The 12588-nt window shown below is 66.1% G+C and carries 13 protein-coding genes; 8 read left to right on the top strand and 5 right to left on the bottom strand.

The genetic code is table 11. The annotated features are described in order from the left end of the window. Nucleotides 1-26: 26 nt before the first annotated feature. Nucleotides 27-548: a CGNR zinc finger domain-containing protein gene (locus tag P3G67_RS32965; protein ID WP_276096780.1), complete on the bottom strand. Its 522-nt coding sequence runs from the start codon at nt 546-548 to the stop codon at nt 27-29. Nucleotides 549-573: 25 nt separating this feature from the next. On the opposite strand from P3G67_RS32965, the gene P3G67_RS32960 reads away from it, so the two are divergent. From P3G67_RS32960 to P3G67_RS32930, 7 genes are all read left to right on the top strand, one after another. Beyond that, complete coding sequence (locus tag P3G67_RS32960) at nt 574-2052, top strand: MFS transporter (RefSeq protein ID WP_276096779.1); 1479 nt, start codon at nt 574-576, stop codon at nt 2050-2052. 158 nt (nt 2053-2210) lie between these two features. Next, a complete protein-coding gene (locus tag P3G67_RS32955) occupies nt 2211-3239 on the top strand; it encodes a PLP-dependent cysteine synthase family protein (protein ID WP_276096810.1) in 1029 nt (342 codons plus the stop codon). Between the two features lie 3 nt (nt 3240-3242). Continuing rightward, on the top strand, nt 3243-3884 hold the full coding sequence (gene epsC / locus P3G67_RS32950; protein WP_276096778.1) for a serine O-acetyltransferase EpsC: 642 nt from the start codon (nt 3243-3245) through the stop codon (nt 3882-3884). A gap of 56 nt (nt 3885-3940) precedes the next feature. Then, nucleotides 3941-4468: an allene oxide cyclase barrel-like domain-containing protein gene (locus P3G67_RS32945; RefSeq protein WP_276096777.1), complete on the top strand. Its 528-nt coding sequence runs from the start codon at nt 3941-3943 to the stop codon at nt 4466-4468. Between the two features lie 10 nt (nt 4469-4478). Then, entirely contained in the window at nt 4479-5798 is a 1320-nt protein-coding gene (locus tag P3G67_RS32940; RefSeq protein ID WP_276096776.1) for an MFS transporter, read from the top strand. 231 nt (nt 5799-6029) lie between these two features. Beyond that, nucleotides 6030-7337 (top strand): hypothetical protein, encoded by a 1308-nt coding sequence (locus tag P3G67_RS32935; RefSeq protein WP_276096775.1) that lies wholly within the window; start codon nt 6030-6032, stop codon nt 7335-7337. 30 nt (nt 7338-7367) lie between these two features. After that, nucleotides 7368-8459: a UDP-N-acetylmuramate dehydrogenase gene (locus tag P3G67_RS32930; RefSeq protein WP_276096774.1), complete on the top strand. Its 1092-nt coding sequence runs from the start codon at nt 7368-7370 to the stop codon at nt 8457-8459. Here the strand turns inward: P3G67_RS32930 and P3G67_RS32925 are convergent. From P3G67_RS32925 to P3G67_RS32915, 3 genes are all read right to left on the bottom strand, one after another. Further along, the gene (locus P3G67_RS32925) at nt 8412-9410 is read right to left on the bottom strand and encodes a FecCD family ABC transporter permease (protein ID WP_276096773.1); all 999 of its coding nucleotides are present in this window, start codon (nt 9408-9410) and stop codon (nt 8412-8414) included. The genes P3G67_RS32930 and P3G67_RS32925 overlap by 48 nt on opposite strands. Before the next feature lie 20 nt (nt 9411-9430). Next, entirely contained in the window at nt 9431-10411 is a 981-nt protein-coding gene (locus P3G67_RS32920; protein ID WP_313881777.1) for a FecCD family ABC transporter permease, read from the bottom strand. A gap of 437 nt (nt 10412-10848) precedes the next feature. Beyond that, the gene (locus P3G67_RS32915) at nt 10849-11121 is read right to left on the bottom strand and encodes a hypothetical protein (protein WP_276096772.1); all 273 of its coding nucleotides are present in this window, start codon (nt 11119-11121) and stop codon (nt 10849-10851) included. 168 nt (nt 11122-11289) lie between these two features. Here P3G67_RS32915 and P3G67_RS32910 point away from each other — a divergent pair, with 168 nt between their 5' ends. Beyond that, nucleotides 11290-11592 carry a hypothetical protein gene (locus P3G67_RS32910; protein ID WP_276096771.1) on the top strand — a complete coding sequence of 101 codons (303 nt, stop codon included), beginning with the start codon at nt 11290-11292 and terminating at the stop codon, nt 11590-11592. Here the strand turns inward: P3G67_RS32910 and P3G67_RS32905 are convergent. Beyond that, on the bottom strand, nt 11513-12322 hold the full coding sequence (locus tag P3G67_RS32905) for a hypothetical protein (RefSeq protein WP_276096770.1): 810 nt from the start codon (nt 12320-12322) through the stop codon (nt 11513-11515). The two genes, P3G67_RS32910 and P3G67_RS32905, sit on opposite strands and share 80 nt — an antisense overlap. Between the last annotated feature and the right edge of the window lie 266 nt (nt 12323-12588).

Here is a 12588-nt window from a genome sequence, read left to right as displayed (position 1 = left end):
TTCCGAGAAGTTCTCCAGCGTTGTGGTCAGCAGGCCCGCCTGGCACGATGGCGGCGGACGGCGTCGCGGTTCGCGCAGGTGTGGGAGCAGTACCGCTGTCTACCAGCCCGACTGAAGTCCGCGTATGCGCTCCCGCACTCTACGAGGGCGCACCGTCCCAGGCGGTGCATGCCCCGTCCGCTCAAATGCAGCGCGGTGCCGACGCTGGCCACGGCGCGCAGGACGCCGGCCAGGCCCAGATCGTCATCACGGTAGTGGATATGCCATCCGCCCTCGGCGTGGTCGGTCAGCCGGGGGTGCGCGGAGGCGTCCGCGAGCAGGACGTTGAGCAGCGCCGCCCGGTGCTCGTCTGTGGTGGCGTCCACGACCTCGGTCCAGCGGCTGATGAAGTCCAGGGCCTCTGCCAGGTCCGCGTCGGTCACCGTGCGGTCCACCACCATCCCTGCCTCGGCACAGCGTCTGGCCAGCTCATCCGCGCTGATCGGCGGCGTGTTTGTGAGCTCAATCACAAAGCGGACGGGATCCTCCCCGTAAGGGTTCAAGTGCATAAGAGGATTACATCAGAGTGGGGTCATGAATTCACCACTCGCCAACTGGCGCCCGGGAACCTCGGGAGTCACCGCTACGGGACGGGACTCCGCGCCACCGACGTCTCCGAAAGGCAAGTGGCTGCCACTCGTGGCAACTTGCCTGGGCACGTTCATGCTGCTCGTTTACGCCACGATCGTGACGGTGGCGTTACCGCGCATCGCCGACGACCTGCACGCGGGTTTCGGCGCGCTGCAATGGGTCGTCGACGTCTACACCCTGGCGCTGGCGGGCCTCCTGCTCGGCATGGGTTCACTCGGGGACAATTTCGGGCGGAAGCGTCTGTACGTCCTCGGGCTGATGGTGTTCACGGTCGCCACACTGCTGTGCGGGCTGGCCCGGAACGTCGAGGTGCTCATCGCCGCCCGTGCGACACAAGGCATAGCGGGGGCGGCGATGTTCGCGACGCTGCTGCCCTTGATCGGTCTCTCGTACAGCGGACGTGACCGTGCCCGCGCCTTCGCGATCTGGGGTTCCGTGGCGGGTGCCGCCGCCGGAATCGGCAATGTGGCGGGCGGAATGCTCACGCAACTCCTGTCCTGGCAATGGATTTTCTACGGTGCAGTGCCGATCTGCGCCGCGACCACCGTGCTGTCCGCGAAGGTGTTGGTCGGCGATTCCAGTACGCCAAGCAAGGTGGACGGATGGGGAATCGTCACCTTCACGCTGGCCGCGGTCGGCATCACGTTCGGCTTCATCCGCGGTGGCGAGAAGGGCTGGGGAGACGTTCCCGCTCTGATCGGCTTCATTGTCGGCGTGCTGCTTCTGATCATGTTCGTTCTTGCGGAACGGGCAGTGGAACAGCCGATGATCCCGCTTGAACTGTTTCGCAAGCGCGCCTTTGACGGCATGTTGATCGCATCCTGCGGCTACTACCTGGCCGCCTACGGCTTCCTGCCGGTTCTCTCGATATGGCTGCAGAACAGTGTTCAGCTGAGCTCGTTCGCCACCTCGCTCGTCATCACCGTTCAGCCACTCGCCTTCTTCGCTACTTCCGCCCTGGTTGGCAGCGCTCTGCACCGACTACCGGCACGATTCACGCTCGGCGGCGGATCCGTGATCGTCGGCATTGGCAATCTGGCTCTACTGACGGTGGGCCCCGGCTCTTCCTGGCCAACCCTGCTTCCAGGGCTCGTCATCACAGGCGTTGGCGCTGGAATCGTCTCACCCGTCCTTCCGGCGATCGCCATGTCCTCCGCGCCGCCATCCCACAGCGGCGTCGCCGCTGCGGCTGCGAACAGCGCGCGCCAGCTGGGCCTGTCCCTGGGAATCGCCGTACTGGGCACGGTCTTTCACCAGTACGTTCCCGGCACGGGCACTACCGCCTCGCGTCTCGCGTACGCGAATGGCCTGGACGCCGCATTCCTCCTGGCGGCTGTGGTCGGTCTGGTAAGCGGAGTATCCGCCATCTGGTTGCTCGGTACACGCGGTCCCGCAGGACAATTGACAGGCTCTGCAGCCTGAAGGGGGCCAACAGCCGCACGTGGCCCGGCATAACTGCCAGCTACCCCCGTTTCTCGAACAGTTGACGCCCGCAAAGCACTGGTTGAGTATCTGCGAGAGACAGCCGAGGTATTACGGCCGACATCGGATTGAACCTGTACTTTGAAGGGATCGTGGTCATGCAGGAAGCAAAGCAGTCAACAATTGACCTCTCGGTACCGGCGCCGCTGGCCACTGCCGTGGACGAGACTGCGGCCCTCAGCACGTACCCGGGGCTTCGTGCGTTCCGTGCCAAATTAGGAGGGACACCGCTGGTGGAGGTTCCCGGCCCTTCCGGGGGTGCGAGGATTCTCGCGAAATACGAGTTCACCAACCCCTTCGGTTCGGTGAAGGATCGCACGGCCTACTCACTCGTCTGCCACGCCGTGAACAACTGGGAGGGCAGCCCGGGGACGTTGAAACTTCTCGACGCTTCTGGCGGCAACATGGCCCGCGCCCTGTCGAAACTCGGCAAGCTGATGGGCGTACGCGTGCGCGTCGTGGTGCCCGGCTCCGTACCGTCCAGTCTCCTGGAGGAGCTGCACGCGGAGGATGCCGAGGTCGATCTGGGCGACCCCGATGAATTCCTGCTCGGCATCATCCGCAAGAGCGAGGAGATAGCCGAACGGGAACCAGACTGGACGCTGATGTCCCAGCACCGCAACGCGGCCAACATCGCCGCTCACGAGTTCGTCACCGGCCGCGAGATCATCGGGCAGCTCGACGGCGAGCGCCCCGCGTGCTGGGTTGCTGCCGTCGGTAGCGGAGGTACGCTCACCGGAGTCTCCCGCGCACTGCGCTCCCGGTTCCCGGACATCTCCGTCATCGGAGTAACCCCCGCAGAACTGCCCTACGGAACACAGCTCCCACCCAACGGGCTCCACAAGTTCGCCGGTGCGGGAGGGCTGGGAAACGGACTTCGCCAGCCGTTCGTGGACACTCTGGTCCCGGATCTGCGCAGCGCCCACGTTTCTTATGCCGAGGCAGTGGCGGGGATGTCGGAGTTCTTGAGGCGGACCGGCACGCGAATCGGCGCCTCCAGTGCGGCCAACTGGCTTACCGCGTACGAAGCGGCCAAATCCTACGCTCCCGACGACGTCGTGGTGACCTTGTTCGCGGATGCCGGTTCCCGTGAGGATTGGGCCAAAGCGGAGCACCGGGGGCACTGATCCATGCCGAAGCAGACGCAGATCCCGGGCCAGACGAACATCCGGCGCCTCGCGGACAAGCGGACGCGCGGTGAATCCCGGCTCGCTTTACGGCACCAGATATGGGAAGACGTGGACACGATCCTCGCCCGGGATCCGTCGATCACCACCCATGCCGAGGCCATGTTCCACTCCGCGCTTCCCGCGGTCTGGATGCACCGGGTGGCTCACCGCCTCTATCGGAAGCGGCATCGCATCAGCGCCCGTGTGCTGACCAATGTCGCCCGGGTCCTCACCGGGGTCGAAATCCATCCAGGGGCTCGCGTCGGCAGGAGGTTGTTCATCGATCACGGCACCGGTGTCGTGATCGGGGAGACGGCCGTCCTGGGCGACGACGTCACCATCTACCAGCAGGTGACTTTGGGCGCGGTGGGCTGGTGGCGAGACAACCAGCGCCGCAGCGGCGAGCGTCGCCACCCCGTCGTCGGTGACCGTGTCACGCTCGGTGCCAATGCCACGGTGCTCGGCCCGCTTGTCATCGGAGATGACGCGATGTTGGGTGCGCACGCTCTCGTACTGAAGGACGTCGGGCCGGGCCAGCGTGTGCTGGCCGAACCATCCAACGGCTGGCGAACGCCACAGGACGCCAGCGAAGAGGGGGCCTGAAGGACGGCCGTGTCGCGCATTTGCGAGAATTCCCCCATAAGCCGAGGAGAGAGAGCATGAACGGAACCGACTCCGCATTACCGGTGCCCAGCACCCCGGCCATGTGCCCCCAGTGTCTCGCCGCACTGGACGGCCTGGCTCCGAAGACTGCTCCGGCCGCGCGCGGCGGAGAGTGCTTCATACAGACACATCTCGCGGAGAATGCCGACATCCGCATCCACTCCGCCGCGTCTTCCGCCAGGCCGACGGTCGGCGACCGCAACTCTCATTCGGACAAAATCACCGATGCGTCCGGAAGAGTCGTCGGCACCATTACCGGTAGTGGCTGGAAAGTGTACGAGCGAGCTCACGACGGCCACGTCCTGTCGTACTATCGAGAGGAAATCGAGTTCGCTGACGGAACCGTCCAGACCTCTGGGTGGATGGACTCGACCGCGGTATGGGCGGGGGAGTGGCAGTCCCTGCATGCCGTCGGCACGGGTGGCGCGTACCTGGGATTGATCGGGGTGCGGCAGATCCGGCAGGAGATCCCACGGGAACTGTTTCGCGCCAACATTATTCTGTGTGCCTCCGGCGGCAGGTGAACGCGAACCCGTGTTGACCGTCGATCGCGTCCGTTGGGGCATCGGTACTCTCATTGCCGGTGGGCTCCTCGTCAACTTCGCGGACCGCACCGTCATCTCGGTCGCGGGATCGCAGCTGAGTGATGAATTCGGCATGGACGTGAGCCAACTCGGCTGGGTCCTAGGGGCGTTCTCCTGGTCCTACTGCCTGGCTCAACTCCCGGCCGGGGTACTGGTGGATCGGATCGGCGTCAGGTGGCTCAATGGAGTCGCCGTGGTGCTGTGGGGGCTGGCGAGTCTTCTGACGGCGACGGCTGGCGGACTCGGCCTGATCATCGCGACCCGGTTGTTGCTCGGCGTGGCCGAGGGGCCGTTCATGCTGAGCGCCTCAAAGGCGACCGCGAGCTGGTTCCCCACCGCTGAACGTGGACGAGCCACCGCGCTGTTCGACGGGGCAACGAAGCTGTCCAACGTCATAGGGCTGCCGGTGTTGGCGCTGGTGATCGGCAAGTGGGGTTGGCGGGCTGGATTCCTCTTCACGGGAGTGACGAGTCTGCTGTTCGCCGTCGTCTGGTGGCGCTGCTACTGGGACCCAGCCGAGCACCCCGGACTCGACAACGCGGGGCGCGCAGACCTGACCGCGCGAGGCGCTCGTGGCCACGACCGAGCGGGCACCGCAGCTGTGCGCACTGTGCTGCGCTCTCGACGGCTGTGGGCGATGACCTTGGGGTTCGCCTGCTACGGCTACACCATCAACGTGTTGCTGACCTGGATGCCGCAGTTCTTCCAACGGCAGTTCGGTGCCCGCGTAGTGGACTCCGGGCTCTACTCCACCGCACCGTGGATCGCGGCCGCCCTCGCCGAGTTCACCCTTGGAGGCTGGCTGGTAGACCGCTTGGTGAGTGCCGGGCGCGACCCGATGAAGGTACGGCGAGCGGTGCTCTTCGGAGGGCTGGCGGTGGGTGCGTCCGTCGGCTTCGCGGGAACGGCGGAATCAACACTCGCCGCGATGGGGTGGATGACGCTTTCCCTGTCCGGGCTGGCGGTGGCCGCGCCGGTGGCCTGGAGTCTCCCGGGGTTGCTGGCGCCGACGGGTTCGGTTGGCACGGCCAGTGGGCTGATGAACGTGGCCAACGCCGTGGCGACCGCGGGCGGAGTGGTGCTCACTGGCTGGCTGGCGAAAGTGACTGGTTCGTTCGGTACGCCCTTCGTCTTCGCAGTCGGCGTGCTAGGTGCTGGAATCCTCCTCTACTGGCCTGTGTTCACGGTTCGGCGGCATGGCGTGCCCCGCTCGGCATCACCTGGCGCTGGTAAACGCGCACCCGAAGAAGGGAGTCAAATATGCGCATGATGTAGAGATGTTTTCGGTCATCTCTTGGCTGTCTCCAGCCTCACGTAATGCGACTTGCTGCCGGCCTGCGGCTTAACAGTTGCCGCTGCCCTTCGGGTTCCCGATATGTTGCCAGTACATCGTTCGCGATTACTGGAGGGAATCTGTGCCCAGCGAGGTGTCAGCTCTGTGTGAGCGCAGACGGCGTAGCCCTCTGGGTGCGCACTCATCAAGCCACAGGGTCCGGCCACGATGAGCGGCGCGTCAACGCTTGCCAGCTGTCTGGAGCGCCTTTCCTGGTCTCCGGACCGACTGGCCCGCGAGGTAAACAAGACATGCGGCGAGAACACGATCAGCATCAAGGCCCCATACAACTGGCTGAAGGGCTCACTGCCACGACACGGCCTCCCGCAGGTAGTGGCCGAAATTCTCTCCCAAAGGCTTGGTGAGCCGATTTCCGTCCGCGACCTGTGGCCGGACAAATTCGGCCACGAGAAGCCGGAAAAGTTTTCTCCCTCAACACAAAGTTCGTCGGTCACGGAGCTTGTGCCGCCCAGCGCGCAGGAGATGGTCAACGCTGCGGTCGACTGGCTTGTCGGCGACGATCCGCCGCTGGACGGGCAGTTACGGGGGGAGGAGATCACACCGCAGATCCTGACGGTCCTTGACGCCCGCACCACTCAATTGCGCCAGTTGGACGACGAGCAGAGCGGGCGGGTGGTGCTGGACTGGGCGGTGCAGGAACTTCGTTGGGCCCGGAAGCTGGCCGCGGACGGCAGTTACGACCGTGAGATGGGAAGGCGGTTGCACCAAGCGATCGCCCAACTCGCCCAACTCGCCGGCTGGATAGCAGCGGACATCGGCAGGCACGACCACGGCCGACGCTACCTTCTGGGTGCGCTGCGTTCGGCGCGGACGTCTGGAGACCGTGCGTTGGCGGCCCATGTCATCTCGTGCCTGAGCTACCACTCCACCTGGGTTGGGCAGGGCCGGGAGGCGTTACGGCTGGCGCAGATCGCACGTAAAGGCGTCGAGGGAACCGCCGCCAGCCGTGGCCAGGCATTGCTGGCGAGCCGTCAGGCAAGGGCCTACGCGGTCCTGGGTGATGTTGAGGGATGCCTGGCCGCGCTGGGCGAGGGAGAACAGCTGATGGAGTCGGGTGGCGCGGCGGACGGCCCGTCCTGGAGTTACTGGATCACTCCCGCCGTGCTGGTCGCCGACGCGGGCCGAGCGTTGTTGGACCTCGGCAGGATCGACCAAGCTGAACGCCAACTCATATGCGGCATCGAGCTGTTCGGTAACACCCAACCGCGAAACCGTCTGCTGCACTGGACCTCACTGGCCGAAGCCCGGCTGGCACGTGGTGCGATCGACGAGGCCGCCGCAGCAGCCGCAGAGGCCCTTGGGCTCTACGAACAGGTCACCTCACAGCGTGCCCGGGCCCGGCTGGCTGCCCTTCAGTACCGCTTTGCCGACTGCGACACACTAGTGGCCCGTCAAATGAGTCAGCGCATCACCCTACTGCTGAAGGAAGCTCGACCACTTGCCTCCTGCACGTGATCCGGGCAAGAGGCCAAGGAAGGACCGAATGTGCACGTCAGCCACTGCGTCCCACTCGCACCGCTGACCACGCTGCGGCTGGGCGGTCCAGCCGCAGCCCTCATCGAGTTGTCGAACCTCGCCGACTTCCCCGACATCGTCGAATGGGCGGGCCGACATGGCAGCACCACGCCGGTATGCCTTGGCCACGGCAGCAATGTGCTGGTCAGCGACTCGGGATGCACTCGCCCCGTGCTGCGTGTCACCACCCGTGGGATCAAACTTCTCGGACCCGCGGACAACGGCCGGGTCCTGGTGGAGGTCCAGGCGGGGCAACCCTTGCGAGACCTGGTGGATACATGCCTCGCAGAGGGACTGTCCGGCCTGGAAATGCTTGCCGGCGTTCCCGGAACAGCGGGGGCGACGCCCGTGCAGAACGTCGGGGCGTACGGACAGGAAATCGGCGACATCCTCGTACGCGTGGTCGCATGGGACTGGAAACTGGGCCGGAGGGTCACACTGGACGCTGCCGACTGCCAACTCGGCCACCGCACCAGCATGTTCAAGGGGTCATCGCGCTGGACCCTGCTCGTTCTCGTCCTCGCCCTGCACCGGTCCGACTTGAGCGCGCCGATCACCTATCGCAGCGTCGCCGACGTACTAGACGTGCCGCTGGGCAGCAGAGTGCCGCTCAAGGAGGTGGCAGAAGCGGTGCTCACCATACGACGGAGCAAGGGGATGGTGCTTGAGGACTCAGGCGTCGACCGTCGCACGGTAGGCAGCGTCTTCCTCAGCCCGGAGGTCCCCACCGGGCAACTGGCCGCTCTGCGCCGACTCGGCGCCCCTGTAAGCACCTTCCCTGACCGCTCGACAAGGGTCAGTGCCAGCTGGACGATTCGTGCGGCCGGTTTCACCTTGCGTGCGCCCGTCGCCCGTGGTGTCCGGATCTCGTCGCAGCACTACACGCTCGTCGCCGACTCAGGGGCAAGCGCCGCCAGCTTCGCGAAGGCCATAGGCATCGTGTCCCGAACGGTCATGGAACGCACCGGCATCGCACTCACCAGCGAGATCGACGGCATCGGCGACGTACGGTGGTCACCAGCCGCCCACGGCCGAGTGCCCGCGCTTGGCCGTTATCAGTAACACCAGCAGATAGGGTCCGCCCACCGCCCCCGTCACAATGCCCACAGGCAACTCGACCGGTAGGAAGAGGTGTTGCGCGGCGAAGTCGGAGACCGTCATCACGAGCGCCCCCATCAATGCGGAGGCGGTCAGCGCGGCGCCCCCACCACGGACCAGGCGGCGGGCGGCCGGACCGGAGACCAGGGCCACGAACGCCACCGGTCCGGCCGCCGAAGTTGCCACGGCCGCCAAAGCCACGGCGGTGACGAGCAGCCCGAGCTGACAGCGCTCGACCCGCACACCAAGTCCGCGAGCCAGATCATCCCCAAGAGCGAGCACGCTCAGCGGTCGGGCCAGCGCCATAGCTGCCGACACCAGGGGAACCAGGAACAAGGCCAGCGTTGAGGCCTGGGTCCACGTGCGGCCGCTGAGACTGCCCGTCAGCCACAGCAGTACCTGCTGGGCGTCGTTGACGTTCGCCCTCGTCAACAGATACGAGGTCAGGCTTGACAACAGCGCGGTGGCTCCAATGCCGACCAGCACCAGACGATGGTCAGCCCTGCCACGGCGGCGGGACATCAGGTAGATCACCATGGCGGTGGCCAGCGCACCAGCGAGAGCACCGACGGAGACGGCTTCCCCGCTGAGACCGAGGACGAGTACGCAGGCCGCTGCAGCCGCGCCCGCCCCCGAGGTGATTCCAATGATGTCCGGACTGGCCAGGGGATTGTGCACCAACGCCTGGAAGATCGAGCCGGACAAGCCGAATGCCGATCCGGCGAGCAGCCCGACGAGGACCCGGGGAAGTCTGACGTCAATGACGAACAGCTGGTTCTTCCACTGTGCCTGCCCGCAGAACGCCCGTATGACTTCGGACGGCGGCACGGCGAGGTCGCCAAGTGACAGCAGCGCCAACGTCGTCACGAGCGCGGCGAGGACCAGCGTCAAGACCACGACTCGACCGCGCCTCACGGAACGACGCGTACCGCCCATCACAGCACCGCCGTCCTTCGGCGGCGTGCCAGCGCAATGAAAACCGGGGCGCCCAATACCGCTGTGACGATGCCCGCCGGCAATTCCCCCGGTCGAACCACCAGTCGCCCTGTGATGTCCGCCAACAGCAGCAACGCGGGCGCCAGAACCATGGAATATGGCAGCACCCAGCGATAGTCGGGCCCGGTGATCAGGCGGGCGGAGTGGGGCACGGCCAAGCCGACGAAGCCGATCGGCCCGGCCATCGCAGTCGCTGCGCCGCACAGCAGGACGACCGCCAACGCGGCCGTGCCGCGCAACCGTGTGGTGTTCTGCCCGAGCGAACGGGCCAGATCGTCCCCGAGCGCCAGGGAGTTGAGCGAGCGCCCAAGGGACAGCGCCAGCAACGCGCCAACTGCAACGAACGGAGCGCCCTGCCAGACCACTGACCCGCCCCGCCCGGCCAACGAACCTACCTGCCACAGTCGAAACTGGTCAAAGGTGCTGACGTTCAGAAGAAGTACCGCATTGGTGAGAGATGCCAGTGCCGCGCTCGTCGCAGCCCCGGCCAGTACCAGTCTCGTTGGCGCGGCTCCGCCACTGCCCAGCGAGCCCACGGCGTAGACCACGGTCGCGGCGACACCGGCCCCCACCAGACCGCACCACACGTAGTCCGTCAGCTCCGTGATCCCGAACACGTTGATCCCCGTCGCCACCCCCAGCGCCGCGCCCGAGTTGACTCCGAGGATCCCGGGATCGGCCAACGGATTGCGGGCCATGCCCTGCATCACCGCGCCGGCCAGGCCGAGCGCCGTACCACTCAGCAGTCCGACGGCGGTGCGGGGTAGCCGGAGCGTGCGCACCACCAGCTGGCCGTAGTCACGTCGGTCGAAGGAAAACAGCGCGTCCCACATCGTGTGTGCGGGCAGAGGCTTGGCCCCCAACATGACGCTGGCAGCAGAACAGGCAACCAACATCAGCAGGGCTGCGACGAGACCCACGGCCAACCGCCACACCCTGGCTCTGCCCGTCCCCTTGGACGCTGGTATCCCATCCGCGTCGGGGAGCTTGTTCCGATCCACCGCGTACGACACAGCAGTAACTCTGTGAACACTGGCCAAAGTTGGCAAGGGCGTTCAGGATCGTCCCAGCAGGACCGTCAGGTGAGGAGCCATAGAGGGTGTCGCCTTGTAGCGCTGGCAGTCGGTGGAGCAGGCGGTGCTTTCTGACCGGTGTCACCACAGTGGCAGGCGCACTCGCCGCGGGTTGCTCAGTACGAAGCGCGCCGCGGCCCAACGGACCACGAGGCTGGGTCTTCCGCGATGACTCTGGAGCCACCGTCGGGGCACCACGCCGCCCCCGTACGGTCGTCGCGTACTCCACCGCCGCAGCGGCACTGTGGGACTACGGGGTCCGGGTCGCGGGCGTCTACGGGGCGTTACAGACCCAAGGTGGCGGCGCCGATGCCGCGGTCCTCGGAGGAGTCGATCTGCACCGGGTGACAGTTCTCGGCCGTACCTGGGGACAGATCAACCTTGAGATGCTCGGGAATCTCTCGCCCGACCTCGTCGTCGACCCGTTGATGTTTGGTGCACATCATATCGAAGCCAACCTCCTGGGAATCGTACGGAAGTTGGCCCCTGTCGCGTCTGTCGAAGCCTACGGCGTCGGAATCCCGCACGCTGTACGACGCTACGCCGACCTCGCGCACGCCCTGGGTGCTGGTGTCCCCACGGGGAAGGGACGCGGCCAATTCGCGATGTCCCGGAGCAACCTGAAGACGGCGATTGCGCGGCGGCGCGGCCTCAGGGTCGTCTTCGCCTCAGTCGACTCCGATGGCCTGAGAATTGCCCGGCAAGGATGGCCCACTGTCCGCGACTTGCAGGATCTTGGCCTCAACGTCGTCATCCCTCCTGAGGGCGAGAGCGTCTTCGCGCAGAAGCTGTCCTGGGAGGAGGCTGACCGCTACCCCTGCGACCTCATCATGCTGGACACACGCACCAGCAGCCTGCAGCTGGGCCAGCTACGCGGCAACAGCGTATGGCGGGCGCTCCCCGCCGTACGGGCCGACCAGATCGGCGCCTGGAACCCCGAGCCCACCCTCAGCTACGGCGCCATGGCACGCGTCTACGACAGCCTCGCCACCTGCCTCTCCCGAGCTCGTCCGCTGACCACCCGGTAAACGGGCCGGTGAGTTCACAGTCCCGCACCGGCGAAATCCCCTGCGTTGACGCAATGGCGAGCCCCTGGGAGTCCTCTTCCACGCCCTCTGGACGCTTGGCGGTGGGTATGGGGCTCCCGAGCCTGAGGTCCTGCGCTTGGAGGGCGGTTGCCTTGCCCCAGCGCATGCCTGTTCCGACGAGCCAGTCGGCGAGGTTTCGGGCGTCCTCGTGGGTGATGTGACGTCGGGTGAGCGGGTACTCATCCTGCTCCAGGAAGACCATCTCCTCGACGATCTCGTCGTCGGCCCGGGGCAGCCGGGTGCCGGCGCAGCAGTTCTTGGTCCTGAGCGGGGGATCGGCCTCGATCGCGGCCTGGACGATGCACCACAGGAGCCCGTGCCGGTTGGCTATGGACTTGGGTGCGGCCGGGCGACGGATCCACTGGCCGGTCTCAGGGTTCTGCTCGCCGGTTTCCTGGAGTCGGATCCAGTCCTGAACGTCGTCCGCGGTGATGTTGCCGATGGTGGCGGGCGTTACCTGCCCCGCCCGTGTGGTGTGCACGAACAGCGAGAGGTGGCGGTCCACCTCGCGGAGGTAGTCGTCCCGGGTCCGCTGGTCGATGCCGGTGAGACGTTCCACGTAGCGGCGCGACCAGTCGATGAGTGGCACGTCGTCGGGATCTTGCTCGGGCTCGACGAAGCCCTGCCCCGGGACCCATCCGTGGGGCCACTGCTGGCCGTGGGCGTCCACGAGTGGTCTTTCCGGATGCGGTGCCTGATCGTCGCCATGGACTGGACAGAAGATCGAAAATCCGGGTCGCGTTTGGCCAAGCCGGGCGACGAAAAGGCCCCTGACCCGCGTTTCCGCAGGTCAGGGGCCTCTCCTCGTGGGGTGAGTGACGGGACTCGAACCTGTTTCGTAGTCCTATCGTGACCTGCGCCTTCGCTGAGAATGCGGACAAACGCGTGCAGAAGGATAACGGACGATGACGCCTGATGCGGCTGCGCGGCGTTCGG

The sequence above is a fragment of the Streptomyces silvisoli genome, from assembly GCF_029269905.1.
Classification (GTDB): Bacteria; Actinomycetota; Actinomycetes; order Streptomycetales; family Streptomycetaceae; genus Streptantibioticus_A; species Streptantibioticus_A silvisoli_A.
The sequence above is the reverse complement of the archived record's forward strand: the minus strand, read 5'-3'. Positions and strand labels throughout refer to the sequence as shown.

Coding starts and splice junctions, on each gene's coding strand:
- P3G67_RS32960 (WP_276096779.1), top strand. CDS start 574: ATGAATTCACCACTCGCCAACTGGCGCCCGGGAACCTCGGGAGTCACC.
- P3G67_RS32945 (WP_276096777.1), top strand. CDS start 3,941: ATGAACGGAACCGACTCCGCATTACCGGTGCCCAGCACCCCGGCCATG.
- epsC (WP_276096778.1), top strand. CDS start 3,243: ATGCCGAAGCAGACGCAGATCCCGGGCCAGACGAACATCCGGCGCCTC.
- P3G67_RS32955 (WP_276096810.1), top strand. CDS start 2,211: ATGCAGGAAGCAAAGCAGTCAACAATTGACCTCTCGGTACCGGCGCCG.
- P3G67_RS32965 (WP_276096780.1), bottom strand. CDS start 548: ATGCACTTGAACCCTTACGGGGAGGATCCCGTCCGCTTTGTGATTGAG.
- P3G67_RS32935 (WP_276096775.1), top strand. CDS start 6,030: ATGAGCGGCGCGTCAACGCTTGCCAGCTGTCTGGAGCGCCTTTCCTGG.